Origin of the sequence: Sphingomonas kaistensis (assembly GCF_036884275.1) — a bacterium.
In the GTDB taxonomy this organism is placed as follows: domain Bacteria; phylum Pseudomonadota; class Alphaproteobacteria; order Sphingomonadales; family Sphingomonadaceae; genus Sphingomicrobium; species Sphingomicrobium kaistense_A.
In genome coordinates, this window is record NZ_CP145607.1 from 2643499 (window position 1) to 2669580 (window position 26082).

A 26082-nucleotide genomic window follows, 5' to 3' on the forward strand; every position below is an offset into this window, starting at 1 on the left:
CCTCAGCGTGCTTCGGGAATGATGGTCTGGTCGATCAGGGGTGTGACGGTCCGCTTCGGCGGCGCCTTGGAGGGTGCAGCCGTCGCCAGCGCCGCGATCGGCTGCTGTGCGAGCGCAAAGGCTCCAATGCTCATGGAGAGCCCTTTCCACAGGATTTAGTATTGAGGTGAGGCCGTCTTGGCCGGCTCGGTCAGTGGCTCAGTTGATCAGGCCGTGCGTTCGACAATCAGCTTCGAGCGCGATCAAGCGAGCTTCCAGGGCAGCGATACGATTGCGGCCGTCCTGCGCCTCAGCTTGGACGTAACTCGCCGACGCGGTCCCTGCTGCAGTCGCCGCGAAGCTGCCGCGATTGGGACTGCCCGTGGCAGCGGTCCACCCGGTCTGGCGTGCCCCCACCACCTGCTGATAATTGACCATCAGCGACTTGCCGGTCGTAAGCGAAATGCCACTCGGTCCGACCTCGGCGACGTTCACGCCCTGGGTTTTCAGCAGCAGCGCGTTGTAATGGCCGAGCGTCAGGAAGGTGTCGTCCGAACCGACTTCGGCCCGGTACGTCCCGTTCTTGCGGAAAATAACATCGCCGGATTTCGTTGTGCCATTCAGCAGGAGGGTCGGAAACGTTCCGATCGACTCCATCATCTCATAAGTACGAAAGCCATTCTCGAAGGTCGGCGGATTACCGACGAAGCGTAGCCCGTCATACTCGGGCTTCAGCCAAGTGGCCTGCCCGCGCACGCCGCACTCATGCAGACCGCCGAAGATCGCCGACCGACCGTACAGCTGGTTGGGCGCCATATCCCCTTCGGAATAGCAGCCAAGAAAGACCGTGCGATTGTTGGCGTCCGTAGCGGCGTAGGAGCCGCCTGACCGATAGACGCGTCCGCTGGCCCACGCCTCGATGTTGTTCCAGGCCTGCGGGCTGCCCGCGCTGACGAAATACCAGCCCTGATTATTTGCGGCGGTGCTCGGCGGTGGGTTGCTTGCGGCCCACTCCTCAGCGCCGTGCTTCACGGCAAAGACATTGCCGTTGTAAACGCAGCGATTGGGCGGGCAGACACTTGGACCGGTGCTCGCCTGACTTCCATTGGTTGCCGAATGACAACCAAAGAAGCTGTTTCCAAGGAAGCTGGCATCGAGCACGCCCCAGCGGCGGTTCGAATTGACGTTCAGGTGAACGAACGAACAGGCGTTGGCATCTCCGCCCTGCAGATAAACGCCGTTACGACATGTCTCCACCGACGTTCGGGAAACGAACGACAGATTGGTGTTGTTGTTGACGCCGACGTCGCCGCGAATGTGAATGCCGTCGCCTTGAAAGCCTCGGATGAAGCAATCCTCGACCGCGGCCATGGCGCGCATGTGAATGCCGTGAAACTCACCCTCGGCGGTCGTGCCGTGAGTGTACCCGCCGGTCAGGTGCAGCCCGCGAATGAGCGAGGTGCCGGTGACGTAGTCCTGCGTCTTGGTCTGCTCGGCCCCGGTGGTCGCACCGCCCTGGATGCGGATACCGGTGGTGTTGGCCGACCAGCGCAGCACGCTCGCACCGCCGCTTGGAAGACCGTTGCTGTCTCCCTCGATCACCAACGACGCAGTGACGTCGAGTGTGGTGGTGCCGAGAAAATAGTGACCCTTCGGAATGTACAGCCGATTGCCACCCCAGCCATAACCGAAGCCCTGCTGCGCCGTGATCCGAAGCGCGCTCAGCGCCCGGGTGAACGCCACGCCGTCATTGGTGTTTCCGTCGCCCTTCGCGCCGAACCACCGAACATTGACGCTGCCCGGAAAGCGGCGAACCCAGGCACCGTTCGCCGTTGCCGACGGCGCGACGAAAAGCCCTTGCCCGGGATCCGCCTGATGAAGGGCGACGGCGACGGTGGCGTCCCAGGCGAACAAGCCTTCTCGCCCGGCTTCCTCGAGAAAGCAGGGACTGGCAGAGGTGTCGAAGGCAGCAAGAGCAACCCGGTCCTTGACCGTTTTGCCTTGCCCGCCTCCGCCCTGGCCAAGCGACTCCTGCACATCGGCATACCATTCGGCCGCCGCGACCAGGGCGATCGTTTTCGGACCCGCGGTGAAACTGGTCAGCCCTCCACTGAGCGGCTGCCGGGTGATCGTTCCGTTCGCAAGATAGGTCCCGCGTCCCACTTCCCGCTCGTGCGGTTTGTCGACGCCTTGGGCCGAATAATAGAAACTATCTCCGGCCGAGACCGATTCAGCAAAGCTCGCAAAGCCCGTCACCGCGGGACCGCAAAGAAACGGACCGGTGCCCTGTGTGGACGTGGTCACCCGGACCATGTTTGCGAACTTGGGGGTAAAGCTTAGCGCCATGTCTTGAGACACTCTTTTGCTGACGGGCCTCGGCCGGAGCCGCTCGGAAAGGGATCAGGCGAAACGGAGCAGCTTGATCGCTTCCGAATTCACCACCTGCCCGCCGACCCGCTTGGTCGCGTAGAAGTAGACGTACGGCTTCTTCGAATAAGGATCGCGAAGGATGCTGGTCTCGGCCCGTTCGGTGATGATGTAGCCGGCCTTGAAGTTACCGAAGGCGATCGACAGGCTGCTCGCCGCGACGTCGGGCATGTCCTCGGCCTCGATCACCGGATAGCCGAGCAGGGTCGACGGCTGGCCGGCGATCATGCCGTTTTGCCAGATGAAGGCGCCGTCGGCGGTCTTCATCTTGCGCACCAAGGCCGCGGTTGCCGAATTCATGACGAACACCGCGCCTTGGCGATACGGCTGGCGGAGCGACTGGACGAGGTCCACCAGCTTGTCCTGGGGATTGCTCGCGGGGAAGCCACCGGCAACACCCGTGCCGATCGTCTGCAACGTGCCGATCGGACGAACTCCGTCGGCCGTGGTCGCCGTCGGCGAAGCCAGGAAACCCAGCGGCTGATTGGTGCCGGTGCCCTTGACGAAGGCAGCCCCCTCGGCGCGGGCGAATTCGGTGGCGATCTCGTTCGCCAGCCAGGCCTCGACGTCGAACATCGCATCGTCCAGCATGTGCTGCGAGGCGGCCGGATTGGCGTAAAGCTCACCCGACGCCGGGACGATTTCGGTAAAGCTCGGCGTGGCCGTTTCCGGCCGCAGCGCCTCCATGCCGACCCAGCCCGACGGCGTGCCGCCGGTCGAGATCAGCTTACGGTAATTGGAGCTGCCGATCTTCACCACATTGGCAATGCGACGGATCGGCGAAATGGCGACCAGCGTGCGGTCGATGACCTCGTCGATTTCGCGCGGAATGGCGTGGCCACCAGCCGCCGTGCTGACGTTGTCGAGCGATTTGCCTTCAAGCGCGCTCTCGCCGCTACGAAGGAAATCGCCGAAGCCTTCCGCGCCGGCGCTCTTCTGTTCGGAGCCGAGATGCGGACGCCCCGCCTCAACCAGATTGCTGCGGAGCTTCGCCTTCAGATCGTCGATTTCGGCGCGGAGCCCGCTCACGCCTTCGCCCTGCTGCAGAGACGCAAACGACTCTGCAAGCGGATCAGCCTTGAATTCCATGCATGTTCTCCAGTGTGGATTAGTGGCTCCGAAAACCGGACTGGTTACGAAGCGATCTTGTGGACACAGGCGAGCGGCTGCATCGGCCGTCGCACCAAACTGACTTCAAGAAGATCGAGTTCGCGTATCTCTCGCGCCGAAGCGCCTTGTTCGGCGGCGCGCACCCGGTAACCAAAGCTGAGGCCGGACAATCGTCCCGCCTTCAACTCCCGGGCAAGCAGCCGCCCGAATTCGTCGTCGTGCAGCCGCCCGATGACCTGCAGCCCCCGCGCATCCTCGGCGAGATGTTCGATCTTGCCGACGACCCGTCCCTGCTGATGCTGCCACAGCAAGGGTATCTTGCCGTTGCGATCGAGCGACTGACGAAAGGCGCCCGCGCGCACGATGTCGCCGCCGCGATCGATGCGGTCGAACACCGACGCATAGCCGGCGAAGCGCAGCCCGCGCCGGGCCCGCTCGATGCGCATCGCCTAGCTCCTCAGGAGGGCGCGAAGATTGGACTGATAGGCGATCGACACCATCAGCATCGCAAGTATGATCCTGACGACCCAGCGGGTGACGGTCTGCCACGCAGACTTCTTCACATCGCGCCAGCTGCCGAGCAGCTCGCGCAATTCGTCCATGTCTCGCCTGGCCGTCTTATCCTCGAGTCCGAGAAGCCCGAGCGCCCGGCACGCGCCCGCATTGCTCGCTTCTTCGACCATGGCCTGAAGGATGACGTAATTGACCGGCTGCCCTTCGGCGCTGGCGATCAATTGAGTGAGAAGCTCATCGGCACCCGGCCGGATCATGCGGTGCGACCCTTGATTTCAAACCCAAGCATCTCGCGCTTTTCGTCGGCAGAGATGAAATCGGCATTGGCCACCATCTGCCACAACCGTTCGCGATCCTCCGCAAGCTCGCTGATGGCATCGGTATCGACCGCCAGCCGGATAGGGCCGACCCAGTCGCGCAGCGCTTCCGACACTTCGCCCAGAATACGTTCGGCCAATGGCAGCACGGTCTGCCGATACAGCGCCCGGCCCGCTTCGCGCATATTACTGTAAGACGTATCGCCCGGCAGGCCGAGCAGAACCGGCGGCACGCCGAAAGCCAGCGCAATGTCGCGCGCCGCCGCTTCCTTGACGGCCACGAAATCCATATCCGTCGGGCTCAGTCCCAGCGATTGCCAGCGCAGTCCGCCTTCCAGCAGCATCGGCCGCCCGGCGTTCAAGCTGCCCGTGAACTGCCGCTCGATTTCTTCTCGAAGCCGCTCGAACTGCGGCGCACTCAGCGGCGCGCCATCGGGCGGATCATAGGTAAGCGCCCCCGACGGCCGCGCCGCATTGTCGAGCAACGCCTTGTTCCAGCGGCTAGCCCGGTTGTGGATGGACGCCGCCGCGCTTGCCGCCTCCAGGCACCCCAAGCCCTGCTGATCCTGGACCGGATTGAGCGACTTGATGTGGATCAGTTGCACCCGCTCCAGCGCGTCGTGCCGGTTTATCCTGACCGCTTTCCGGCCGGGCTTGTACTGATAGGCGCGCGGCCAGCCCCGGTCGTCCGTATCAACCGTCACGCGGTCGGGCTGCAACAGGAACAGCTCGGCCGGCGCGCCGAGCGCTTCGACCAGTTGCAGGTACGCATTGCCATGCAGCAGCAGCGACGCCGCCGTTTGCTCGAGTAGGCTCGCCCGACCGATCAGCGCCGCCGCGTCAGCATTCCCTTCGACCGTGTAGACCTTGAGCGCACCCACAGCGCCCGCCACCATGCGCACCGCCCGCTGACCGACAGGATTGCCGAGGAACACCTCTTTCAACTGCGCCTGATAACCGCTCGGGAACAGGCACCGCTCGCTCGGCATGGCATAGGACAGGAACATCGGCGGGACGTCCGCCGACTTGCGACCGAACCACCGCATCTCAGATCCTTTTGTGAAACAGGCCGATCGCTGCCGATTCGCCCCAGTGTTTACTTATGTGCCATAATAGCGTGACGATGTCAATGGTTTTGTGCCGAATGGGTTCGTTAAGTGGGTCGGAGGCTGTCACCCTTGCATCTCGACCCCGCCTATGCCAAAGGCCCGCGTCCGCTCGCAGATCCGTTTGCGCGGCGAACATCAGAACACGACGACAGCCGGAGGGGCGTTCGCATGGGGCGAGCGCTAGCGATCGGCCAACATTGAGAGATTAGCATGCCGCTGTACGAGCATGTCTTTCTCGCAAGGCAGGACTTGGCTCAAGCCCAAGTCGATGCTCTTGCCGAGACGGCAACCAACATCATCACCGAACATGGCGGCAAGGTCGTCAAGGCCGAGACCTGGGGTCTGCGTGGCCTCGCCTATCGCATCGCTAAGAACCGCAAGGCTCATTACGTGATGCTCGACCTCGACGCGCCGGCTGCGGCCGTCGCCGAACTTGAGCGTCAGACCGGCATCAACGAAGATGTCATCCGCTTCATGACCATTCGCGTCGACGAGCATGAGAATGGCCCGTCGGCCATGATGCGCCGTCAGGAGCGTGATCGCAGTGACCGTGGTGACCGCGGCGACCGTAGTGATCGCGGTGATCGTGGTCCCCGCCCCGACCGCGCCCCGCGCGAAGAGATGGGAGCCTAACAGATGGCCCGTGCATTTTTCCGCCGCCGCAAGTCGTGCCCGTTCTCGGGTAAGGACGCCCCCCGGATCGACTACAAGGACGTCCGTCTGCTCCAGGGCTTCGTGTCCGAGCGTGGCAAGATCGTCCCCAGCCGCATCACCGCGGTGAGCACCAAGAAGCAGCGCGAGCTGGCCAAGGCGATCAAGCGCGCCCGCCACATCGGTCTGCTCCCGTACGTCGTCAAGTAAGGAGCCACGTTCATGGATGTCATCCTGCTTGAGCGCGTCGAAAAGCTCGGCGCCATTGGCGACGTCGTCACAGTCAAGAACGGTTTCGCCCGCAACTACCTTCTGCCTCGCAAGAAGGCGCTTCGTGCCAACGAAGCCAACCGCAAGCTGTTCGAAGCCAATCGCGCCAAGATCGAATCCGACAACGCCGAGCGTCGCTCGGCCGCGCAGGATTCGGCCAAGGGTGTCGACGGCAAGACCGTTCAGCTGATCCGTCAGGCGTCGAACACCGGCCAGCTCTATGGTTCGGTCAGCGCCCGCGACATCGTCGAAGCCCTCGAGGCCGACGGTGCCAAGGTCGCCAAGAGCCAGGTCGTGCTTGATCGCCCGATCAAGTCGATCGGCATGCACGAAGTGCGCGTCGTCCTCCACGCCGAGGTTGCGGTCACCGTCAAGGTGAACGTCGCCCGCTCGCCCGAAGAGGCCGAACTGCAGGCGCAGGGCGTCGACGTCATGGCCCAGATGTTCGAGCGTGATAACGCCGGCTTCACCGAGGACTATGACCCGAACGCCGAGCCCGGCACCATTGCCGAAGAAGGCGAACCGGCGGCCGAGCAGACCCCCGAGGCCTGATCTCGCTATCGTCGACGAAAGGATTAGGGCCGTCCGGGCGACCGGGCGGCCCTTTCCTTTTGTCGCAACGATTTCGGTCTGGCGCATCGCCCCGGAACGCTCGTTCAAGTCGGCCATTTGGCTCCTCAGGAGCACGGGGCAATGGAGGAGAGAGACATGAGCGCCGACGAACGCACCCCAGATCAGCAGCCCACTGGCCATCAGCAGCAGCCGCAGACCGACGAGAACCGCAACTTGAGCGAGCAGGCGCAGGGCGGCAGCGCCTCGACCGGCCAGGCGAGCTACGGCAACAGCGGCGACACCGGAGTTGCCACTCCCGGACAGAATAGCGAGGGCGTCGGTCGGGAAACTGACCTTAGTCAGTCGAACCAGCGGGAAGCCCAGTCCAACAATGGCCTGTTCAGCGGATCGGGCAACGACATGGGCGCCAACTCCGCGGGCACCGGCCGGTCTGGTATCGAAGGCAGCTTCGATGGGTCGAGCCAGTCTGACACTGACGTGGGCGGCAGCACCGGCCGTTCGGGAATCAGCGGCAGCCTAAGCGAGACCGAAGAGCAGGACTTTGCCGATCAAGGACAAGGCGCCCTGAACGAGGATGCCATGGGCTCTTCTGAAGAACAGGGAACCACCGATATCGAAACCGAGCGCGCGCAAGGCCGCAAGACCGATATCGAGGGCAGCAGCCTCTGATTGCATTGGGGAGCGCGCCCGACGGTGCGCTCCCTCTACCCCCAACTATTCAACCTCTTCTGTCAGCCGATCCGGTAAAAGGCCGCCACGCGGTCCAGCGCCATCTTCAGAACTAGCTTGCCCGCCCGCGCCGGCCATCCCAACGCCGTCTCTGCCTCGCGCATTCCCTCGCCCGCACAAACGACGCGCCACAATATGTCGGACATTCCTGAGCCCGCTGCCTCGAGCGCCTTGTCAAAGCGTTGCTTCGCGCTCGCCTGTTGTTCGGTTCGCTCCATATTGCATGCGCGCGCCTGCCCCCTGGCAAGCCCGGGCGCAGGATCCCACCGCATGGTGACGCAGGGCGACAGATTGGCCCGCTCCCAATCGAGCCGCAGTTGCTCCCCTGCCTCGAATTGCCGACGGTCAAGGTGCCCATGCTTGTGGAGCCAGCCCAACGGCGACTCCACTTGATTGACGGTCACCGATCGACGCGCCTTGCGGCTAACCCCTGCGGTGTCTTCTACTTTCCGTTCGACCAAGCAGCGTCCACTCATCAGCCCCTCTCCGTGTTGTTCCCGAGTCGCTTGACTCACTGCCAAAGCTGGTGAATGTAGGACAGAGAAAATCACCTGAAGGGTTAGTAGGGGGCAACATGATCACCCGCATCCGGGAAGTTCGCAAGGCCAAGCGCATGACGCTCGAGGACGTGGCGAAGGCCTGCAAGCCCGCGACCACCCCGCAGACCATCGGACGGCTGGAAACCGGCATGCGCACCGTTTCGATCGGTTGGCTGAACCGCATCGCCGACGCTCTTGGCGTCGCGCCTACCGATCTGGTTGACCATCCTGCTTCCGAAAAGCTGGAGGTCATCGCCCATCTCAACGGCGAAACCGCCGCTGCGCCGCGCAAGGCGCAGATGGTGCTCCCACCTCGCCCTGAGCCGCTACAGGTGGCCATCATCGTGACTGCCAGCATCGCCGATTATCGCTCCGGCGACGAGCTTTGGTGCGATCGACTCGAACCCGAGCAGTTTGGCCGGGCGCTCAATCGCGACGTTCTCGTGCCGCGTCCCGGGGGCCGGTTCCAGTTCGGACGACTGCTCGCGCGCGAAGAAGGAAAGCTTCACCTTCTTCCCCTCGGCAGCGGTGCCCGGCAGGTCGTGGTCAGCGACCCCACCTTCCTCGCCCTTCCCATCCGCTTGGTGCGCAAGCTCGGCTAGTCTTGTGAGATTTAGCGCGCCGGCCGCTCTCGACTTCACAGGTAAAGTTGTTTTCAACCGGTCCCGGCGACAAATTCAACCTCACCGCTTGACGCTGAAATTCCACCCACGGAACCTGGATCAAAAGCCGACAGACCGGCTGCCTCAAGAGATCGCGAGCGCGCTCCCGTGCAAGACGCTGGTTGACCACCGCGAAAAAGATTGGGAAAGCGCCGGCAACCCCATCGGGGGCGCTTAGCTCAGTTGGTAGAGCGGCTCGTTTACACTGAGGTAGGGTACGCTAGATAAGTACCTGCAGCGCGTCGATATTATTAGTTGAGGCGATAGTCACTTCGGGGCTATTTCGGGAATCAATAACCATAAGGCTTTGGCTCACCACCCCGAGCTGAGCCCCAGCCCGCCCCACGTTCTACCTGTACTTCAGGACGCGGCTCCTCCGCTTCACCGCTAATATTTGGCGTGCCGAGCATGAAGACTGATTTGCAGCTATGGCATAGATGCTCGCGGTATCGTCTCTCGACTTTAGCGGTGGCTACTAGCTCTGACTTTCGTCCGTTGGTGACGCACGTGCCGCAAAGTTTGTGCGGGTGAGCAGTGGCCTGATGCTCCGACTTAAGCACGTAAACCGTTACACCTGGATGGTAGACGCAAGGCTCGTAGCTCTCCAGATCCGCCGCCTGTCTTCTGAGATCTGCAATTTCGCCTTCTAGTCCCCGGACCTTGTCCTTGAGCTCGCGCTCACGCTCGGCGGTTTCGTACGCGGCAGACTGAGCGTCGGCGAGTTGCTCGATCATCTGCGCGATCGCGAGCTTTACTTCAGTGCTGACTTCAAGCGATCGGATACCCTTCGCAATGTCGAGCGCACCCTTGATGCCGTTGAAAATTCCGGCAGCAGCAGCGACGTCAAACATTTTAAGCCTTCTTCCTCTTGCTCGCACTTGCGGGGATTGCCCGCTCATCGCTCCCCTCTAGCGCGTTGCGGACATCGTCGTCGAGCACGTGGGCGTAGCGGAGGGTGGTGGTGACGCTACGGTGCTTCAGCGCTTCTTTGGCGGCGGCGAGGCTGCCGGTGGCGCGGACGATGCGGGTGCCGCGAGTGTGGCGGAAGTCGTGGAAGCGGAAGCTCTCTATGCCGGCGATTTTCTTTGCAGATGCCATCACTTGGCGCAGCACGGTGTGGGTGAGCGGGTAACGCTCGCCCTCGCGGCGCTTACCGCGGCTCTTCTTGCAGACGTAGGTGAAGACGAAGGGCCCAACCTTGGGCTGGTTGGCGATCAGCCCCAGCAACGTCGGGGTGAGCGGCCGCTTGACGATGTCGCCGCCCTTGATCCTGGTGGCGGCCTGACCAGCAGCGAGGTCAACGTCGCTCCAGCGGAGGCCGGTGACCTCAGCTTGGCGCCACCCGCTCTTCAGCGCAAAGTCGCAAGCCTGGCTGACCTCGGGCCGATCGGCGGCGAGCTCGGCAAAGAGGCGCTCCTCTTCAACGAAGCTGAGTTCCCGCGGGTCGCGGCGGGGCACCTTAAGGCGCAGTGCCCGCCAGTCCGGCATTTCTCCTACATCGAAACGAGCCTTGTCGGCACGGCGCCAGATAGCGCGAGCATGGTCGACCTCCCGGTTTATGGTCGCGTTAGAGCGGGTACCGCGCTGCGGCGCGAAGCTCGCGCGGCGTCTGGCAAAGTAGATTTGAAGGTCGCGCTGGCTTATCTCGCTAAGCAGCCGTCCGCCTCCGAGACCGGTGATCATTGCCGCCGACATGTACTCGGTCAGCTTGTGGCTGGCGAGCTGGGCGGCGTGCTCGTCGTACAGGCCGCAGGATTCGTCGAGGGTGATTGAGGGGCGTGACTGCGCCGGCAACGCCGCCTTGTGTTTCTCGCGAGCTTCTACCTGCTGGGCGGCTCGGCGGCCCGTGACGCCCGTCGAGCCGTGAAAGCGACGACCATTTCTGACGAAGTCGAAGTGGAAGTACGGGCTGCTTTTCGGCTTGTAGATGGACATCTGGCGACCTTTCCGCGGCACGATTGTATGAAGGCGTCGAGGTCGCTCAAGCTGTAACGGACCGAGCGGCCTATCAAGACGAAGCTAATCCGACCTTCGCCGCGAATTTTGCGCAAGGTGCGCTCGGCAATTGCAAGCCGGTCGGCTGCCTGTGATTCCTTCAGCAGTGTCACCCTTCGTACCGATCTTGACCACTTGGATCGCAGTATGTGGAGGTGACGAACTGATGAGGACACGGTGGACAAAGGCGAAGCCTGGAACAGACTAGCATCATATGAAGGCTCCTATCTGCTGTGCTGTGGCTAGCCGTCAGATAGAAGCACGAATTTTGAAGTCACTCTTGACTGCGTACAATGCAAAAGGAACAGTCGCAATTGTGTTATAACAAGTACACCAATTAGCTGCAATCTTTGTCAAGTATAACAAGATGTTTACTGGGATGGAGTATTACGGCATGCTTCCACATCGTGGGCTAGAGATAACTCGTGGTAGGCAATGGTCGAGTCTCGACAAGACACTGCTCACTATCAATTACAGACAAGGCGGGTTCCTTGGTCAGGGCGGGTTTGGACTAGTATTGATGCAGAACTTTCGCTCGTATTCACAGAAGGACGTTACCTTATGGAAGGCAATAGTTTGATCAGACTGACGACGATAATCGTCAGCAGTTATGTGGCGAATAATGGGGTCGCCGCGAACGATGTCGCGAAGATCGTGACGGGTGTCCATGGCGCACTGTCGGGCTTGAAGCAGCCGCAGAAGCAAGCCGTTCAGCCACAAGTCCCGGTCACGTCCATACAGGCTTCGGTGAAGCCCGAGCACATCGTTTGCCTGGGGTGCGGGAAGAAGCAGAAACTCCTCAAGCGCCACCTCCGGGCGGCGCATGGACTGACGCCCAATCAGTATCGTGCCGAGTATCACTTGCCACGGGAGTACCCCATGACCTCCCCGAACTACTCGGCGCGGCGCAGTGACTTGGCCCGCGCGACTGGCCTAGGACGCCGGAAGATGGATGCGGAGACCACTCGTGCCCCCGCGAAAGGTACCGCTTAGGGTAGCTTGTCCCCGTCTTACGCTGCCAACGCTCGATAAACGCTGGCCCGACCGATGTTCAGCCGCTTTGCAATTTCCGTTGCGCCCAACCCCTGCGCGCGGAGCTCTTGAACATCTTCTGGACGGATCGAAGGCGGTCGACCTCGGTATGCTCCTCGCAGCTTCGCCTTGGCCACTCCCTCCATTTGCCGTTCGCGCCGTATGTCGTTCTCGAAGGCTGCAACTGCGCCGAGTACGGCCAACATCAGTCTTCCGGTGGAGCTATCGGTATCGACGCCTGACTGGCTGAGGCAACGGAAGGCTACACCCTTGGCGGTGAGCTTCTCGATGATGCGGTGAAGGTCGGCGACACTCCTCGCGAGCCTATCGAGGCGGGTCACGCAAAGGGTGTCGCCTTCCCGCACGAAGTCGAGGGCCAGGGCGAGTTGCTCACGATCGGCGGCCGAGCGGCCCGACATCTTTTCCGAAAAGACTTTCTCGCACCCGGCCTGACTCAAGGCCTCGTGCTGAATGTCCAGGCTTTGCGACGTCGAGCTTACCCTTCCGTATCCCACCAACATGCGCGCTCCTGTCTCGGATGATCCTAGACCAGAGGCTCTCACGTATCTCAAAATTGGCAAGAGAATCTGTTGAGACACAATCTCCCGGTTCCTGAGACGAACCGGGAGATCCTAGATGAATGAGGCGAGGAGGCACGACGAAAGACGTCAAGGCCGCTGCTCTCTCCCCGGAGAACACGGGCAAGGGCAATGTGGTAGGTGATGTCATTCACCTCAGTTGGGAGCCTGTTCCCAAGACGCTCCGGGTCGAAGTCTTCCCGGAGTATGCTTGGGCCGTTGGCTTTGATCGTATCACTCATAGCCGCCTCATACCCGCACGGTCAGAACCAGCGCAGCTTGAACAGGGCAGCGGTTTCGACATCAGGGAAGTAGGCATGGAGATCGAACCAAGCGTTCAGCATGCCGGTGCCATCATTGCGTTCGTCCATGTCACCTTTGAGCGCGTAGTCGGAAACGTTCCCCGGGTTATTCAGCCACTCGACCATCCCCGGCCACCAGTAATCGGCAAGCTCCGTCCGGGGGTAGTGCTTCATAGCCAGCGCGTTGCGCTCGCTCTTCACAAGCTGACGCCTAAGCGTGACCTTGTGGGTGAGGTGAGCCATCGGCTTCTCAACCTCAGCAAGGATAGCTGCGGCTTCAGGGCAGACTTCAGCGTGGTCGCGGAACGTATGTTCCACCAGACCGCAGCCCGCAGTGCAGTAGTATTCGCCACACCGGTAGCCGCCACTACGTTCCTGTTCGCGCAGAGCTTCACGAAGTTGGTCCATCGCGTTCATCAGCGATCCTCCCGGTTCATCCATTCGCGGAACTCGTCTGGCGTCATGGTTTCGTAGTTGCGTTCCATCTCCGTGTAGAACCCCCTCTGCTGATCCGTGGATGCTGGCCAGTGCAGTCCCTCGCATGCGTCATGGAGCGCACGCTCATGGCTGTCTTCAGGCATGATGTCCGACCAATTCCGGAGCAAGTTGTCGAGCGGACATTCCCTTGGATACACAATGTGCATCCAGTAGAGGTCACGATATTCGATGGTCGTCAAGTGACGGTTCAAAGACGCTTCGAGTAGTTTGTTCATTCGTTCACGGTGACTCATCAGTATTCTCCTTGCTGATTGGAGATACTTAGCGTCACTACTTTGACCACGCATTATAGAAAACTTTGATATTGACGAACTTCACCACGATGTTGGACAATCGCTAATGGAGGAATTTCCCAAGCGTGGTCGTGATCGTCCCCGTAAAGACGGTACGATCCAATTCCCTGTAGAACCCGCTCCCAAGGCTCCCCCCGAACAGACAGATGGCTCCGATCTATCGCCGGGAATATCGATGTGTGGGTCGATACAAGCGTCTGGGACGGTCCACAGACGATGGAAGGGCTAGTCAGCCCGACCAATGATCCGACTGATAAATAATGCAGAAGGACTCTTACTAAAGTAGAGTCGAAGACATGCTCTTCCGCGAGCCTTGCTCGCCAACCAAGCCCACCTCCCGGCAGAAGGGGGGCGGTAGTCGAGACGGAAGCTCGCAGCGGATCATCGGAGATCATGCAATAAGCCGCTTTAACCCTCCGCTAGTGACCACCGCATTTGAAGCCTTTGGGCAGGTATAGCTACTTGAGCATGACGCGCTGAGCATTGCGCGTGACATCATGCACCCACGACGAGACTTTCTGTCATTGGCTCCCGTGGACACCGTTTGGGCGATGACGCCTTCCGCACCCTTGGACACAAGACACCAGTCAAGACACACCGTCGATAGACACACTAGGGCAGCGAGTTGGTAGAGCCGGAAATAACCGTGATTAGGGTTGAAGCGCAGACCAAGCACCCTCCTCTTACGAGGACACGCCAGTGACAGAAGGTTAGAAACTCCGATGGATGAAGACATATTTCCCCTTGTGATAGACGCATATTCTATGTGTCTTTCACAGGGGGACTATAAAGCTATGTTCTCGATGGATGAAGGCCAAGTAAGGTTCTAGTTCATAGATGGATTGGCGAGCCAGACAGATGCGAGCGCAGCGGAGCAGATGGCTGAGCGAGTGCGATCAGCGCTAGCTGAGCGCCAAAGACCTATGCGGATCTCTCTTCGTGACCTCAACTTGTGAGGTCACGGTGAACGGGAAAGGGCGAACCAGCTAACCCGCGCACATCCTTCGCCGCCTCTCATCACGACTTCGCAGGTGCCACTGAGGCTGCTGCGCGAACTACAGAGTCAGAGCTTGGGATCGAGCATATGGGCCGCACCGTGGACCTGAGGATGGTAGCCCCACCCAGTGTTGCTGCTCAATCCGGTCTCCTCCCAGCGTTCATCAAGCCCGATTGCGTCGAGGCTCCAGCCAGTTGCGTTCAGTCGCTCCTCAAGATTCCTCAGCGCTTGCCCTAAATTGTGCGGGTCTTCGGCAAGCACCATCTCGCCTGTGGGAAGGCCCACGGAGCAGAACCAGCCCGCGAACACACGGGCTCGCCCAGTGCTCACCGTGCCGCTCTGGACGGGCACTTCGATGATGTCGGTCGGGACAGACTGGTCAGACGTCAGTGGCACGAGACGACAGAGACGGTCACGCCCCGCGTATTTTCGCCAAGCTTTAGCGTCGAAAAGGTCTTTGTAGCGCATCACCTATTTATCGGGTTTGATACAGCAAGAGAGCGTGTCAGATACGCTTACACAAAATGTGGGGGTATCCGCGTGAATCTGGGTCAGGCTCTGCGATCAGGACGCATGGCGCGCAAGTTCACGCAAACCGAGCTTGGTAAGCTTGCTGGCCTAAGTCGGCAGGCCGTTGCGGAAATTGAAGGCAACACTGGGCGAGTGAGTAATTTCCTTGCCTTGGAAAAGCACATTCCAATTTCCGTTACCGGCCTTCCGATGGGCGCACGAAGGATCGGGGAGCGCCTCCGCTTGGCACGCATCTCGAAATCGCTCTCCCTTCGTGCCGCAGCAGAGCGGGCGGAAATTGCGGTGAATACCGTTCGCGAAATTGAGGCGGGCCGAGGTACGCTGGGGCCTCTGCATCGACTTGCCAGTGTGCTCGCGCCAGCCGCACGTGCTCGAGCCGTGAGCGAGGGGCACAACCGGAGAGGCATAGCGGTCGTAGGGTGGTCGTCCGAGCGAGTACGCAGACGAGCCGATCACTACGTCACTCCCGCACCGATCGTACGTCTGCTTCTTGATCACGAGGTGATTGACCGAGCTCACCCGGTCCTGGAACCCGCAGTCGGAGAGGCGCGGATAATTGAGAGAGTTCTACTCGAACGAGGCTATCAGGTTGTCTGCTCCGATCTGCACGGACGCGGGGACGAGTGTCGTGACTTCTTCGACATTCACCAACAGCACCACACCGTCATCACCAATCCGCCATTCCGCTTGCATCAGGAGTTCATAAAGCACGCGAAACGCATCGTGGCTAACAAGTTTTGCTTCCTGCTGCCTTTGAATTATCTCGTGGGGGCTCAGAGGCACTCGGACATCTGGAGCGATCCTGGCTTTCCCTTAGCGCGAGTGCATGTGCTCACCCGCGGCATCGATTTTGTTGGTACAGACCCCTTTGCTGATCGCTTTAAGCCGGCACAAATATACTGCGGCTGGTTCATCTTCGAGCGGCAGCATCGCGGTCCCCCGACGCTGCACTGGATGGACAGCAATCCATACGTCGAGAGGATCGCCCGAACTCCTGTTCGATAACTAAATCCGTAAAAGAAAAATAATGCGGGTCAGGCGACTAGCAGTCTAATTCTTGGGCATGGGCAACAACAGGCCCGCAACCAAGAAAGACTAATATGACTTACAACAGTACTGTTTATTCGCCTTCCGTAGATACCATCGAGCTCTTTGCGGTGATTCCCAAAAATCCCAAAAGCGAGATATTCTGCGTACCATTGGCAGATGGTTCGAAACTAAGCTTTGATATCACTGCCATGAACGAATACTGGAATGGACTCACCGGGGCGTGCAATTTTGAAATCCCTCTCTGCAAAGAGATCTGCAGAGAGTTCGAAGCTGATGGGTACATCGAAGCCCAGCGAGTCGAACGTTTCGCTGACGTGATCTTAAGGCACAGCGCTCTTGGCATCCCCACCCGCGCACGTCCAATGCTGGGTGTTGAGACTCATGACGGCCTCGTTATCGTGGATGGCCGTCATACCTACATGGCGTTGGCTATGCTGCATCTGGATGAGGTGCTTGCCGGTAGTGAGCTCTATCACCCAGCCTACATCTTCGCCGAGCATGAATGGATCCACTTCGTACTCGAGGGCGATGTACCCGAGCCTGTTCCCTTCGCATCGCGTGTGATGCAGCAATGAGCGCCCGGGCCTTTGGCACGAACGTGCTCGTTGCGGCCATCGCATTTCCCAAACACGCGCGCGGGAGTGCTCCCGTGATTGTGGCTTCCCTGAACTCACATTCCCGTTGCCGACTTCAAGGCGGTGAGCATGTCGAGGTATAAGTGCCCTCGTTACAAACGTGGTGTACGCATCGTCGCGACTGTGGATCGTGCCCACTACTCGGGCATTCTGCTCTACGACAACCAGGTGAAGCTCACCGACGTCGAGATTCAAGGCGAGTTGAGAGACTCTACTTTCACCGACTGGCTGATGCACCAGGAATACGCCACGTACGTCACGTCATTCGAAAGGTTCATCGCTCGACGCGGCTTGAACATCAAGATGGTTGGCAGCCCACCCTTATTGGACAACATCTACGGCCTTCATGACTGGTACGTGGAGAATGGCCCGATTACTGAGCAGCTCCATAAGTTGTTCAAGGGTCGCTCTAAGGCGTTCGAGTTTGTGGGCGCGCTGGCGCCCAAACCGGGCGGGGCGCGTCACGAGGTAGCGCTGGATTGGGTTATGGCTGTGCTACCAGACGACGCTGACTTCGGTCTGGCCAAACTCGGAGTCAAGTGGAAGTGAAGAAAGGTGTCTTGCGGGGAGTTCGTGTCTCCTCGCAAGCTCCCCCTCCGCCCCCGAAAGCGTTAAGTGGCGCCGCGCCCGCTCGGGATAGGGGCGCGGCGGACCACTCGGCCACTCGAAGATGAGTAGCGACTCCCGTTCAGCAAACTCCCGCGTCTGAAAAGACCCACTCTCAGACGTTCAGGATCGGGTGACCGCTGCCCGTAAGCGGACGATCATTCATGCGCGCCCTACCGCCGCAGGTGGCCGAAAGGAGACGGTCCAATTTCCGCTGTGAAGCCTCGAAAGCGGCTAGGGAGAGCGGCCTACCGCAAATTGGCGTTCGAACGTTTTGGCTTAGAGCGCGGCGGTGTGAGAGCTGGCGGAATGACTAGAACTCCGCACTCATCCCAACTGTTACTCGTCTTGGGGTGCCGGGGCCGATGCTTCGAGGATTCGTCGCATTCGGGGCTTCTTTTAAGTAGATGTCGTCAACTTCCGTGTAAGTCCCAAATGTCGCAAACGGAACGTCGAGAGCGTTGCGTACTTCGCCGAAGAGTCGGAGCTGGCGGGTCACCGTTGCCGACCCTCGTAAGTTTAAAACGCTATACCGGGGTGTCCGGGCGTCAGCATTGTTTTCATCGCCGAAGAAATGTTGGCCGGATGAGAAGGAAACATCTGCGCCAATCGACCAAGCCCTACGCTGCAACTTAGCCTGCACTGTGAAGCGATGACGCGGGACGCCAGGAATTTGATCACCCGGCTCCACATTGATGCGGCCGCTGTCATCTGCGCCCGGATTGAGGGGTGAGTTGAGAATGGTGGGCGTCCTGAAGGTGGCGTCGGTGAAAGCATATCCGACCGCTGCCCGGAAAGGACCATTTTCATAGATGGCATGGGCTTCTGCACCTTGCCTCCGGGTGGAGCCCACATTGCGAAAATAAGCCCGCCCGCGCACGGCCGAGGAAACGAATTGGATGTCGTCGCGGTTCACTGACCGGTACGCGGCAATCTGCCAATTCAGCCTTCCCGTCCGGCCGTTGGCATCCGCGCTGTAAGTATGCGTCACCACCTGATTCAAGGGAGGGTCGCCGACGAAGAAGTTGGTCAGGCTGCAAGGCGCCTCCTCATCGGCGCAGGCCAACTCGGCCGGAGTTGGAGCACGGCTGTTGGTTGCAAGACCCGCACGCAGCACGATGCCGGAAGCTGGCTGCCACTTCAGCCTCGCCGCGAGATTAAGTCGCTTGAACAGGTGCCTGCCATCAAGTGCGGTTCCGAGTTGGTCGTCAAGGCGGACAAGCTGACGGTTCCAGCGCGCATCGAGTTCTGCCGCCAGCATAGGTTTGAGCGGAATCGTGTGAGCCAGAAACAGCCCACCGTAGCTCGTGCGCGCTGACAGCGATACCGGTGTGATCGACCCGTCTAATTGCGAGACGATGGGACCAAGCCCCTCCACGCCGCGATCGTCGGTCAGCATTCCAAGTTCGCTGCTGCTGTTGAACTGGGTACGGCTGGCATCATGGCTGAAGCCTACGACCAGCCGACCCTTGCCGGCCGACGTTTCCCGTTCCCGGACGAACTGGACAAGGATGCCGCCCGCCTGTCCCCTGCTTTTGCTGCGATTGACCAGGCCATAGCCTCCCTCACTCGAGGAGGCGCCGATTGCCTTGCCGAGTTCATCGAAGAGAGGCTCCTCCCCGTCACTTCTTCCTTCCAGGCAAAGCAAATCCGTCGCCGCTTCGCAGACCTCGATGTCAGCGTGGTCTCCGTTGAGGGTGTCCTGACGAAGGCGTTGAAGGTACATGACGCCTTCGAGACGATCCCCCGAATTGCCGAGCATCAGCCAGGGATGAACGCTCCCGCGGACGAAGCGGTTGAGGGTGATGTCGGGGTGAGTGAAGACGGCGCGACGATCGAGCGCGTAAAGCTCTACCGGCACACTGCCATTGCCGGTCAGGTCATTGTCCGCCCCCACCAATTTGAGGTGCAGTCCCGCGCGCTCTCCATCCCAGCCGAGATCGGCAAAGCTGCTGCGAAGACGCGACGGCGAAAAGTAACGCCAACCACGGTCCCGGGTCTGTTGCACGGCAGCGTAGATGCTTGCGCGTCTGCCACGCCAACCGGCTTCGCCCGCGACTTCACGTTCGCCAAAGGCGCCGCCTGCGGCAGTCACGGCTATGCCCGGGCTCGTCCGTCCGGTTTTCGTCTGGAGGACGATCGCGCCACCGAGCGCATTCAGGCCGTACAAGGGATTGGATTCGAATATCTCGAGCTTCTGAATGGCCACCTCGGGCAGGAGATCGAATTGTACGGTGTCTCCGAACGGCTGGTTGAAGCGTGCCCCATCGAGGTAGACGGCCAGACCCTGTGCTTGTCCCTGCAGAGGCGACGCCACGAACCCACGATAGGAGAGGTTGGGCTGGAACGGATTTCCCTGCGCGTCCTGCAAGCCGACGGCGGCCACCGATCGGCTGATTGCAGATAGAAGATCGGGCCTTGCAGCCTCGCCCAGCCTGTCCTCGTCGAGGGAAAGTTGGGCATCGTCCGAGCGGGTGCCGCCGGGCGCAGTGACGATGATGGTGCTGCCGCTATTGCCCTCATCTGCCGTGGGCTGCTGAGCCAGGGCAGGCAAGTTGGTCCCGAGACATAGCGAACAGGCGAGAACAGCATGGCGGCGCTGCAGACCCCGCACCAGGGTCGCCGTCCGAGCACCTGTTCGCCGAGCTTTGTGCCAAAGCGCCGGATCGGATCGCCGGCTCCATGCCCCGTCGCGATCGCCGAAACTGTTGCTCACTTCGCTTTGGTGAGATAGCCCGCCATGCGTTTGGCCGCGAGGCCCGGAAGCTTGACCGCAGCCGCGCTCGCAGCGTTCGGCGCCGGGCCTTTGCCGACTTTAATCAGCGCGACCATCCCCATCGCGAAATGCGGCTTGCACTTGATGCCGTAGAGGCCGGCCGCCGTGACCTTGAGATCGAACCCCTGGTTCATCTTACCGCCGCTGATCGGGACACCGGCCGGGACCAATCCGGGGATCAACTCGGCATTGTGGCTGGGCGATGCGATGAAGCGGATGGTGTCGCCGACGTTGGCTTTCACGACTGCCGGCGAGAAGACCATTGCCCCGCCGGGCCCGCTGGTCAGCATCTGAACCGGAATGTCCTTGGCTGCAGCGGATGTCGCCACGCCAAGAAAGGTTGCGACAAGGCAAAGGCGGGAAAGCTTCACGACGGACACTCCTGTTGGCGTGCAGCCCCCTACTCCGGCGCCGCACCATGCAGGGACCAGCAGGAACAGCAGGCGCACACCCCCCGCAATTGGTCCTTGGTAGAATGGCTTGCGAGCGCAGCGGGGTCGAAAAGAGTTGACGGAAGGTCCTCATTGCGAGCGAGTCGACGTGATGGGGCCAAAGCGTGGGAGATACGCACATGCTTCAGCAGGCACTCGACAATCTCAAGGGCGACGTCACGATGCGGTCGACCTACGACAATTATATCGGCGGCAAGTTCGTGCCCCCGGTGAAGGGCGAGTATTTCGACAATCCTTCCCCGATCACCGGCAAGACGGTGTGCCGCATCGCCCGTGGCACCAAGGAAGATATCGAGCTCGCGCTTGATGCTGCCCATGCGGCGAAGGACGAGTGGGGCAAGACCTCCCCCGCCGTCCGCGCCAATATCCTCAACAAGATCGCGGATCGGCTTGAAGAACGTCTCCCGACGTTGGCGCTGGTGGAAACCATCGACAACGGCAAGCCGATCCGCGAGACCACTCATGCCGACCTGCCGCTGGCGATCGATCACTTCCGCTACTTCGCCGGCTGCCTGCGTGCTCAGGAAGGCTCGATCAGCGAGATCGATCACGACACCATCGCCTATCATTTCCACGAGCCGCTCGGAGTGGTCGGACAGATCATCCCGTGGAATTTCCCGCTGCTGATGGCGGTGTGGAAACTCGCCCCGGCCCTCGCCGCCGGCAATTGCGTGGTGCTGAAGCCGGCCGAACAGACCCCCATGTCGATTATGGTCTTGGCGGAGATGATCGGCGACCTGCTTCCGCCGGGTGTCCTCAACATCGTTAACGGGTTCGGGATCGAGGCCGGCAAGCCGCTTGCCCAGTCCAACCGGATCGCCAAGATCGCCTTTACCGGCGAAACCACGACCGGCCGCCTGATCATGCAATATGCGACGGAGAATCTGATCCCCGTCACTCTCGAGCTCGGCGGAAAATCTCCCAACATCTTCTTCGCGGACGTGATGGACGCCGACGACGATTATTTCGACAAGTGCCTCGAAGGCTTCGCGATGTTCGCGCTCAACCAGGGCGAGGTCTGCACCTGCCCGAGCCGCGCGCTGATCCAGGAAAGCATCTACGAACGCTTCATCGAACGCGCGATCAAGCGGGTCCAGGCGATCAAGATGGGCAATCCGCTCGACGCCGACACGATGATCGGCGCCCAGGCATCGAACGACCAGCTCGAGAAGATCCTCAGCTACATCGCGATCGGCAGGGAAGAGGGCGCCGAGGTGCTGACCGGTGGCGAGCGCCAGGTCCATGAGGGCGACAATGCGGAGGGCTATTATGTCCAGCCGACCATCCTCAAAGGCCACAACAAGATGCGGGTCTTTCAGGAGGAGATTTTCGGCCCGGTCGTCGCGGTCACCACCTTCAAGGACGAAGCCGAAGCGCTCGAGATAGCCAACGACACCCTCTACGGTCTTGGCGCCGGAGTGTGGACCCGCGACGGGACCCGGGCCTATCGCTTTGGGCGGGCGATCCAGGCGGGGCGGGTGTGGACCAATTGCTATCATGCCTATCCGGCGCACGCGGCGTTCGGCGGCTACAAGCAGTCGGGCATTGGCCGTGAGAATCATCGCATGATGCTCGACCATTACCAGAACACCAAGAACCTGCTGGTCAGCTACAGCCCTAAGGCCCTTGGGTTTTTCTGAGGCGGTGGCGGCTGCAGGCTCGACTGCGGACGTCCGGATGCGCGGCGGTGACCCCTTGCCGCCGCGCATTCTCGCCACGTCCGAGGCGGTCGTCGTGATGGACCGGCTCGCCGGGCAGCATGGGCCATTGATGTTCCACCAGTCCGGCGGCTGCTGCGACGGCAGCGCGCCGATGTGCTACCCCGCCGGCGAATTTAAGGTCGGCACGCAGGATGTCCTGCTCGGCCATGTCGGCAACGACATTCCGGTGTGGATCGGAGCCGCGCAATTCGAATATTGGCAGCACACGCAGGTCACGATCGACGTCGTGTCGGGACGCGGCGCCGGCTTCTCGCTCGAAGGGCCGGAGGGCGTCAGGTTCGTGATCCGCAGCCGTGTTTTCAGCGACGAGGAATCGGCTGCACTCGAAGCCTCGGAGCCGCCCGCGCGCGGCGCCTAATCGCGGGACGAAAAGGCGTGACGAACGCTCCGCCCGGTGACACAGTCTGACTCGCCATGGATTGTATCGCCAGAGCCGCCGCGGACGTTTCCGACCGCATCCATGTCGCCTCGACCGTCGAGAACGATCCCGAGCAAGCGGTGCGCGAACTGTTCCGCGACTTTCCGTTGCCCGAGCTCGCCGGCGTGATCTGTTTCTGCTCCAGCCGCTACCCGCTCGACCAGCTTGCCGAGGCCCTGAAGAAGCGTGCCGACGACCTGACCATCATCGGTTGCACCTCATCGGGCGAACTGTCCCCCGACGGCCTTGCCGAAGACACTATCACCGCCATCGGCTTCCCAGCCAGCGCATTCCGGATGAAGGCGATCTGCCTTCAGGATCTCGAGCGCTTCGACAGTGCCGGGGCACAGCGCGAGGTGCGCCTGCTCGCGGCCGAGGCAAGGGAAGACGCCGCCTGCCTCGGCAGCGATCTGCACCGCGCCGCCATCTTCCTGATCGACGGGCTGTCGCACCGCGAAGAGATGCTGACGGTCACCTTGCAGGATGCGCTTGGCGACATTCCGCTGATCGGTGGATCGTCGGGCGACGGACTGGCCTTTCGGGAAACCTTTGTCTTCTGGGATGGAGCGTTCCGGCGCGATGCGGCGGTAATTGCGGTGCTGACATCGTCGCGCCCGATGCATGTCTTTCGCGCTCAGCATCATCGCCCCGGCGAGACCAAGATGGTCATCACCAAGGCAGACTCGCAAAGCCGGGTGGTGTTCGAGATCAATGCCGAGCCTGCCGCCGAAGAGTATGCCCGGCTGGTCGGACTGCGGGTCGAGGATCTCGAACCCGGAATCTTCGCCGCGCATCCCCCGATGGTTCGCGCCGGCGGCGAATATTATGTGCGCTCGGTCCAGGCCGCGAACGCGGACGGAAGCCTGACCTTTTACTGCGCGATCGACGAGGGACTTGTGCTGACGCTCGGCGAACAGACCGACGTCGTCGCCAACCTGTCCGAACTGTTTGCCGATCTTGAGGGTAAGGTCGGACCGATAGACCGGGTGATTGGCTTCGACTGCGTGCTCAACCTGGTCGAGGTTGAGCGGCGGCAGCTGCGCGGGGCGGTTTCGGCCATTTATGCGGAGGCCGGGGTAATCGGCTTCAACACCTATGGCGAGCAATTCCACGCTCTGCACGTGAACCAGACGCTGAGTGGGCTGGCGATCGGGCGATGACCGTCACGCCCGCCAATGACGAGAGCAGCGAGCTCGACCGGGCCCGGCGGGAGATCGAGAAGCTCAAGAAGATCAATGCGGCGCTGATGAGCCGGGTCGAGCGGTCGACCGAACTCCAGGGCAATGCCTTTTCGCTGTTCGAGACGGCAATTTCGCTCGAAGACAAGGTGCGGCACCGCACCCACGAGCTCGAGGATGCTCTGGCTAGGCTGGCGATCAGCCATGCGGCGGCACGCGAAGCCAAGGAATTGGCCGAAGCGGCCGGGCGCCGGCTAAACGACGCGGTGGAGAGCATCAACGAAGGCTTTGCGCTATTCGACGCCGACGACCGCCTGGTGATGTGCAACCAGACCTATCTCGGCTTCTGGCCCGAGGTCGCCGACCGCATCAGGCCGGGGATGCAATTCGCGGACATCATCCGGCTGATCTCCGACGATGGCCGGGCGCTGACGCAGATCATCGCTCCCGACCGCTGGGTCAGCGAGCGAATGCGCCGGCACCGGGTTGCTGATAATGCGCACGTTCAGTCGCTGGCCGACGGACGCTGGATCCAGATCAACGAGCTTCGGACGTCGGAGGGCGGGATCGTCGGCATCTATACCGACATCACCGACATCAAGGCCGAAAGCGTCCGCGAGCGGACCCGGGAATATGCCCAGCGCGCAGGCATCCTGCAGGCGACTCTGGATGCCATGCCGGAAGGCGCGGCCCTGTTCGATCAGGATCGCCAACTGGTGGCGTGGAATGGCGCCCTCCTGACCCTGCTCAAGATCGATCCCCTGAGCATGGGCGAGCTGATCACCGACCATTCCAGCCTGGTCAGCTTCGTGGGCGCCACCACTCCGGGCCTCAGCCTCGGCTGGCGCGACCAGGCCAGCCGCAGTCACCGGCAGGAATATAAGCTGGAGAACAGCCAGACGTTCGAAGTGCGCCGAGTCCCCCTGCCCAATGCGGGGATGGTGCTGAGCATTGCCGACGTCACCCAGGTCCGCCGCAATGCGGCAACGCTAGAGCGGCGTGTCGCCGAGCGGACCGCCGCGATGCTGGAGGCGAAGACCGCCGCGGAACAGGCGAACCTGTCCAAGACGCGCTTCCTTGCCGCCGCCAGCCACGACCTGCTGCAGCCACTGAACGCCGCGCGGCTGTTCGTCTCGGCCTTGCACGATCGCAAGGTCGATCCCGACACCGGCCGGCTGATCGAGCAGACCGAAAGTGCGCTGAACAGCGTCGAAGATCTGCTCGAGGCCCTGCTCGAAATCTCCAAGCTGGATGCCGGAGCGATCACCCCTGAAGTCACCGTCGTTCCGCTTGCCGACCTGTTCGGCGCCATGCGGGCGGAGTTTGCGCCCCTCGCTGCGAAGAGCGGTCTCACCCTCGATGTCGAGATGTCGAACCTGCGGGTATTGTCGGATTCCCGCCTTCTTCGCCGCGTCATCCAGAATTTTCTTTCCAATGCCGTCCGCTACACCGACCAGGGATCAGTCACCCTGCGGGCCGTGGACGACGGGTCCAAGGTGGTGATCAGTGTCTCCGACACCGGTTCGGGCATCGCGCCCGAAAACCATGCCCTGATCTTCGAGGAATTCCGTCGCTTCGACGGCGGGCGAAGCCGGGGCATGGGCCTCGGCCTTGCCATCGTCCAGCGGGCGATCGGCATGCTTGGGCATCCGCTTCGCCTCGACTCCAGCCTTGGCCGGGGCAGCAGATTCGAGATCGAGCTACCGCTCTATCACGGACCGCAGGCCGCCGAGTCCGAGGTCGCGCTTCTAGCCACGGGCTCTTCGATTGCCCGGCGCGTTCTGGTGATCGACAATGACGAGACCATCCTGTCGGGGATGTCGGCGCTGCTGGAAGGCTGGGATTGCGAGATTGCCGCGACGCAATGCGGTGACGAAGCCGAGGCCGAGTTGGCCGCCATGGCGGTCCCGCCTGACCTGATCATCGCCGACTATCACCTCGACAATGACGAACTAGGGGACGCGGTGGTGGCGCGGCTGTGGAAACGCGCCGCCCTGTCCATTCCGGCCATCATCATCACCGCCGACCGCGGCCAGGAATTGCGCGACGAGCTCCAGGCCAAAGGCCTGCGCATCCTCCACAAGCCGATCAAGCCAGCCCAGCTCCGCGCCCTGATGACCCGTCTCACAGCGGGGTGAGGA

Annotated in this window: 29 protein-coding genes; 13 read left to right on the forward strand and 16 right to left on the reverse strand. The window is 61.4% G+C overall.

From position 1 onward, the window contains the following. Nucleotides 1–2: 2 nt before the first annotated feature. From V6R86_RS13020 to V6R86_RS13045, 6 genes are all read right to left on the reverse strand, one after another. Entirely contained in the window at nt 3–134 is a 132-nt protein-coding gene (locus V6R86_RS13020; RefSeq protein ID WP_338505018.1) for a hypothetical protein, read from the reverse strand. A 64-nt stretch (nt 135–198) separates the two neighbouring features. Further along, a complete protein-coding gene (locus V6R86_RS13025; RefSeq protein WP_338505019.1) occupies nt 199–2325 on the reverse strand; it encodes a glycosyl hydrolase family 28-related protein in 2127 nt (708 codons plus the stop codon). A 54-nt stretch (nt 2326–2379) separates the two neighbouring features. Next, the gene (locus V6R86_RS13030) at nt 2380–3495 is read right to left on the reverse strand and encodes a phage major capsid protein (RefSeq protein ID WP_338505020.1); all 1116 of its coding nucleotides are present in this window, start codon (nt 3493–3495) and stop codon (nt 2380–2382) included. A gap of 44 nt (nt 3496–3539) precedes the next feature. Further along, nucleotides 3540–3962: an HK97 family phage prohead protease gene (locus tag V6R86_RS13035; protein WP_338505022.1), complete on the reverse strand. Its 423-nt coding sequence runs from the start codon at nt 3960–3962 to the stop codon at nt 3540–3542. A gap of 3 nt (nt 3963–3965) precedes the next feature. Then, nucleotides 3966–4286 (reverse strand): DUF6127 family protein, encoded by a 321-nt coding sequence (locus V6R86_RS13040; protein ID WP_338505023.1) that lies wholly within the window; start codon nt 4284–4286, stop codon nt 3966–3968. Next, complete coding sequence (locus V6R86_RS13045; protein ID WP_338505025.1) at nt 4283–5392, reverse strand: phage portal protein; 1110 nt, start codon at nt 5390–5392, stop codon at nt 4283–4285. Before V6R86_RS13045 ends, V6R86_RS13040 begins: the two co-directional genes overlap by 4 nt. Before the next feature lie 273 nt (nt 5393–5665). On the opposite strand from V6R86_RS13045, the gene rpsF reads away from it, so the two are divergent. The 4 genes from rpsF (at nt 5666) to V6R86_RS13065 (ending at nt 7618) form a co-directional block, all read left to right on the forward strand. Continuing rightward, nucleotides 5666–6088 carry a 30S ribosomal protein S6 gene (gene rpsF / locus V6R86_RS13050; RefSeq protein WP_338505027.1) on the forward strand — a complete coding sequence of 141 codons (423 nt, stop codon included), beginning with the start codon at nt 5666–5668 and terminating at the stop codon, nt 6086–6088. Nucleotides 6089–6091: 3 nt separating this feature from the next. After that, nucleotides 6092–6316, forward strand: a complete 225-nt coding sequence (gene rpsR / locus V6R86_RS13055; protein WP_264883537.1) for a 30S ribosomal protein S18 — start codon at nt 6092–6094, stop codon at nt 6314–6316. A 12-nt stretch (nt 6317–6328) separates the two neighbouring features. Then, nucleotides 6329–6928 carry a 50S ribosomal protein L9 gene (rplI, locus tag V6R86_RS13060; protein WP_338505030.1) on the forward strand — a complete coding sequence of 200 codons (600 nt, stop codon included), beginning with the start codon at nt 6329–6331 and terminating at the stop codon, nt 6926–6928. A 156-nt stretch (nt 6929–7084) separates the two neighbouring features. Continuing rightward, nucleotides 7085–7618, forward strand: coding sequence for a hypothetical protein (locus V6R86_RS13065; RefSeq protein ID WP_338505032.1), 534 nt, complete (start codon nt 7085–7087; stop codon nt 7616–7618). A 62-nt stretch (nt 7619–7680) separates the two neighbouring features. Here the strand turns inward: V6R86_RS13065 and V6R86_RS13070 are convergent, their stop codons facing one another. Beyond that, nucleotides 7681–8154, reverse strand: a complete 474-nt coding sequence (locus V6R86_RS13070; RefSeq protein WP_338505034.1) for a DUF6456 domain-containing protein — start codon at nt 8152–8154, stop codon at nt 7681–7683. Between the two features lie 98 nt (nt 8155–8252). Here V6R86_RS13070 and V6R86_RS13075 point away from each other — a divergent pair, with 98 nt between their 5' ends. Beyond that, nucleotides 8253–8819: a helix-turn-helix transcriptional regulator gene (locus V6R86_RS13075; protein WP_338505036.1), complete on the forward strand. Its 567-nt coding sequence runs from the start codon at nt 8253–8255 to the stop codon at nt 8817–8819. 350 nt (nt 8820–9169) lie between these two features. On the opposite strand, the gene V6R86_RS13080 is transcribed toward V6R86_RS13075, so the two are convergent. The 3 genes from V6R86_RS13080 to V6R86_RS13890 are packed head-to-tail and all read right to left on the reverse strand — an operon-like array spanning nt 9170 to nt 11050. Continuing rightward, the gene (locus V6R86_RS13080; RefSeq protein ID WP_338505037.1) at nt 9170–9730 is read right to left on the reverse strand and encodes a hypothetical protein; all 561 of its coding nucleotides are present in this window, start codon (nt 9728–9730) and stop codon (nt 9170–9172) included. Between the two features lies 1 nt (nt 9731). Continuing rightward, nucleotides 9732–10814, reverse strand: coding sequence for a site-specific integrase (locus V6R86_RS13085; RefSeq protein WP_338505039.1), 1083 nt, complete (start codon nt 10812–10814; stop codon nt 9732–9734). Further along, nucleotides 10700–11050 carry a helix-turn-helix domain-containing protein gene (locus tag V6R86_RS13890; protein WP_425335991.1) on the reverse strand — a complete coding sequence of 117 codons (351 nt, stop codon included), beginning with the start codon at nt 11048–11050 and terminating at the stop codon, nt 10700–10702. Before V6R86_RS13890 ends, V6R86_RS13085 begins: the two co-directional genes overlap by 115 nt. A 385-nt stretch (nt 11051–11435) precedes the next feature. Here V6R86_RS13890 and V6R86_RS13090 point away from each other — a divergent pair, with 385 nt between their 5' ends. Then, entirely contained in the window at nt 11436–11867 is a 432-nt protein-coding gene (locus tag V6R86_RS13090) for a MucR family transcriptional regulator (RefSeq protein WP_338505041.1), read from the forward strand. A gap of 17 nt (nt 11868–11884) precedes the next feature. Here V6R86_RS13090 and V6R86_RS13095 read toward each other — a convergent pair whose 3' ends face one another. The 4 genes from V6R86_RS13095 to V6R86_RS13110 all read right to left on the reverse strand — a co-directional run bounded on the left by V6R86_RS13095 (nt 11885) and on the right by V6R86_RS13110 (nt 15042). Beyond that, on the reverse strand, nt 11885–12427 hold the full coding sequence (locus V6R86_RS13095; protein ID WP_338505042.1) for a recombinase family protein: 543 nt from the start codon (nt 12425–12427) through the stop codon (nt 11885–11887). Nucleotides 12428–12747: 320 nt separating this feature from the next. Further along, entirely contained in the window at nt 12748–13203 is a 456-nt protein-coding gene (locus tag V6R86_RS13100) for a hypothetical protein (protein ID WP_338505043.1), read from the reverse strand. Continuing rightward, nucleotides 13203–13517: a hypothetical protein gene (locus V6R86_RS13105; protein WP_338505045.1), complete on the reverse strand. Its 315-nt coding sequence runs from the start codon at nt 13515–13517 to the stop codon at nt 13203–13205. Before V6R86_RS13105 ends, V6R86_RS13100 begins: the two co-directional genes overlap by 1 nt. A 1123-nt stretch (nt 13518–14640) precedes the next feature. Then, nucleotides 14641–15042, reverse strand: a complete 402-nt coding sequence (locus tag V6R86_RS13110; RefSeq protein WP_338505046.1) for a hypothetical protein — start codon at nt 15040–15042, stop codon at nt 14641–14643. Between the two features lie 105 nt (nt 15043–15147). Here V6R86_RS13110 and V6R86_RS13115 point away from each other — a divergent pair, with 105 nt between their 5' ends. From V6R86_RS13115 to V6R86_RS13125, 3 genes are all read left to right on the forward strand, one after another. Beyond that, nucleotides 15148–16110, forward strand: coding sequence for a helix-turn-helix transcriptional regulator (locus V6R86_RS13115; RefSeq protein WP_338505048.1), 963 nt, complete (start codon nt 15148–15150; stop codon nt 16108–16110). Between the two features lie 95 nt (nt 16111–16205). After that, nucleotides 16206–16730 (forward strand): hypothetical protein, encoded by a 525-nt coding sequence (locus V6R86_RS13120; RefSeq protein ID WP_338505050.1) that lies wholly within the window; start codon nt 16206–16208, stop codon nt 16728–16730. Between the two features lie 129 nt (nt 16731–16859). Then, nucleotides 16860–17339 carry a hypothetical protein gene (locus tag V6R86_RS13125; RefSeq protein ID WP_338505051.1) on the forward strand — a complete coding sequence of 160 codons (480 nt, stop codon included), beginning with the start codon at nt 16860–16862 and terminating at the stop codon, nt 17337–17339. Nucleotides 17340–17709: 370 nt separating this feature from the next. Here the strand turns inward: V6R86_RS13125 and V6R86_RS13130 are convergent, their stop codons facing one another. Both V6R86_RS13130 and V6R86_RS13135 read right to left on the reverse strand, forming a co-directional pair. Further along, on the reverse strand, nt 17710–20112 hold the full coding sequence (locus V6R86_RS13130) for a TonB-dependent receptor (RefSeq protein WP_338505053.1): 2403 nt from the start codon (nt 20110–20112) through the stop codon (nt 17710–17712). Next, on the reverse strand, nt 20109–20543 hold the full coding sequence (locus tag V6R86_RS13135; RefSeq protein ID WP_338505055.1) for a pseudoazurin: 435 nt from the start codon (nt 20541–20543) through the stop codon (nt 20109–20111). The genes V6R86_RS13130 and V6R86_RS13135 overlap by 4 nt, the downstream gene beginning before the upstream one ends. A 200-nt stretch (nt 20544–20743) precedes the next feature. On the opposite strand from V6R86_RS13135, the gene adh reads away from it, so the two are divergent. From adh to V6R86_RS13155, 4 genes are read left to right on the forward strand one after another with little or no spacing between them, the layout of a single operon-like run. Then, nucleotides 20744–22264 carry an aldehyde dehydrogenase gene (gene adh, locus V6R86_RS13140; protein WP_338505057.1) on the forward strand — a complete coding sequence of 507 codons (1521 nt, stop codon included), beginning with the start codon at nt 20744–20746 and terminating at the stop codon, nt 22262–22264. A gap of 37 nt (nt 22265–22301) precedes the next feature. Further along, nucleotides 22302–22703 (forward strand): DUF779 domain-containing protein, encoded by a 402-nt coding sequence (locus tag V6R86_RS13145; protein WP_338505059.1) that lies wholly within the window; start codon nt 22302–22304, stop codon nt 22701–22703. Between the two features lie 56 nt (nt 22704–22759). Next, nucleotides 22760–23923, forward strand: coding sequence for an FIST N-terminal domain-containing protein (locus V6R86_RS13150; protein ID WP_338505060.1), 1164 nt, complete (start codon nt 22760–22762; stop codon nt 23921–23923). After that, the gene (locus V6R86_RS13155; protein ID WP_338505061.1) at nt 23920–26079 is read left to right on the forward strand and encodes a NahK/ErcS family hybrid sensor histidine kinase/response regulator; all 2160 of its coding nucleotides are present in this window, start codon (nt 23920–23922) and stop codon (nt 26077–26079) included. The genes V6R86_RS13150 and V6R86_RS13155 overlap by 4 nt, the downstream gene beginning before the upstream one ends. Nucleotides 26080–26082 lie beyond the last annotated feature (3 nt).

Excerpts from the sequence above, each read along its gene's own strand:
- V6R86_RS13045 (WP_338505025.1), bottom strand. The coding sequence starts at position 5,392 with ATGCGGTGGTTCGGTCGCAAGTCGGCGGACGTCCCGCCGATGTTCCTG.
- V6R86_RS13020 (WP_338505018.1), bottom strand. The coding sequence starts at position 134 with ATGAGCATTGGAGCCTTTGCGCTCGCACAGCAGCCGATCGCGGCGCTG.
- V6R86_RS13080 (WP_338505037.1), bottom strand. The coding sequence starts at position 9,730 with ATGTTTGACGTCGCTGCTGCTGCCGGAATTTTCAACGGCATCAAGGGT.
- V6R86_RS13095 (WP_338505042.1), bottom strand. The coding sequence starts at position 12,427 with ATGTTGGTGGGATACGGAAGGGTAAGCTCGACGTCGCAAAGCCTGGAC.
- V6R86_RS13065 (WP_338505032.1), top strand. The coding sequence starts at position 7,085 with ATGAGCGCCGACGAACGCACCCCAGATCAGCAGCCCACTGGCCATCAG.
- V6R86_RS13025 (WP_338505019.1), bottom strand. The coding sequence starts at position 2,325 with ATGGCGCTAAGCTTTACCCCCAAGTTCGCAAACATGGTCCGGGTGACC.
- V6R86_RS13110 (WP_338505046.1), bottom strand. The coding sequence starts at position 15,042 with ATGCGCTACAAAGACCTTTTCGACGCTAAAGCTTGGCGAAAATACGCG.
- V6R86_RS13105 (WP_338505045.1), bottom strand. The coding sequence starts at position 13,517 with ATGAGTCACCGTGAACGAATGAACAAACTACTCGAAGCGTCTTTGAAC.
- rpsR (WP_264883537.1), top strand. The coding sequence starts at position 6,092 with ATGGCCCGTGCATTTTTCCGCCGCCGCAAGTCGTGCCCGTTCTCGGGT.
- V6R86_RS13115 (WP_338505048.1), top strand. The coding sequence starts at position 15,148 with ATGGCGCGCAAGTTCACGCAAACCGAGCTTGGTAAGCTTGCTGGCCTA.
- V6R86_RS13155 (WP_338505061.1), top strand. The coding sequence starts at position 23,920 with ATGACCGTCACGCCCGCCAATGACGAGAGCAGCGAGCTCGACCGGGCC.
- V6R86_RS13040 (WP_338505023.1), bottom strand. The coding sequence starts at position 4,286 with ATGATCCGGCCGGGTGCCGATGAGCTTCTCACTCAATTGATCGCCAGC.
- V6R86_RS13030 (WP_338505020.1), bottom strand. The coding sequence starts at position 3,495 with ATGGAATTCAAGGCTGATCCGCTTGCAGAGTCGTTTGCGTCTCTGCAG.
- V6R86_RS13035 (WP_338505022.1), bottom strand. The coding sequence starts at position 3,962 with ATGCGCATCGAGCGGGCCCGGCGCGGGCTGCGCTTCGCCGGCTATGCG.
- V6R86_RS13090 (WP_338505041.1), top strand. The coding sequence starts at position 11,436 with ATGGAAGGCAATAGTTTGATCAGACTGACGACGATAATCGTCAGCAGT.
- V6R86_RS13085 (WP_338505039.1), bottom strand. The coding sequence starts at position 10,814 with ATGTCCATCTACAAGCCGAAAAGCAGCCCGTACTTCCACTTCGACTTC.
- rplI (WP_338505030.1), top strand. The coding sequence starts at position 6,329 with ATGGATGTCATCCTGCTTGAGCGCGTCGAAAAGCTCGGCGCCATTGGC.
- V6R86_RS13145 (WP_338505059.1), top strand. The coding sequence starts at position 22,302 with ATGCGCGGCGGTGACCCCTTGCCGCCGCGCATTCTCGCCACGTCCGAG.
- rpsF (WP_338505027.1), top strand. The coding sequence starts at position 5,666 with ATGCCGCTGTACGAGCATGTCTTTCTCGCAAGGCAGGACTTGGCTCAA.
- V6R86_RS13070 (WP_338505034.1), bottom strand. The coding sequence starts at position 8,154 with ATGAGTGGACGCTGCTTGGTCGAACGGAAAGTAGAAGACACCGCAGGG.
- adh (WP_338505057.1), top strand. The coding sequence starts at position 20,744 with ATGCTTCAGCAGGCACTCGACAATCTCAAGGGCGACGTCACGATGCGG.
- V6R86_RS13075 (WP_338505036.1), top strand. The coding sequence starts at position 8,253 with ATGATCACCCGCATCCGGGAAGTTCGCAAGGCCAAGCGCATGACGCTC.
- V6R86_RS13125 (WP_338505051.1), top strand. The coding sequence starts at position 16,860 with ATGTCGAGGTATAAGTGCCCTCGTTACAAACGTGGTGTACGCATCGTC.
- V6R86_RS13100 (WP_338505043.1), bottom strand. The coding sequence starts at position 13,203 with ATGAACGCGATGGACCAACTTCGTGAAGCTCTGCGCGAACAGGAACGT.
- V6R86_RS13150 (WP_338505060.1), top strand. The coding sequence starts at position 22,760 with ATGGATTGTATCGCCAGAGCCGCCGCGGACGTTTCCGACCGCATCCAT.
- V6R86_RS13120 (WP_338505050.1), top strand. The coding sequence starts at position 16,206 with ATGACTTACAACAGTACTGTTTATTCGCCTTCCGTAGATACCATCGAG.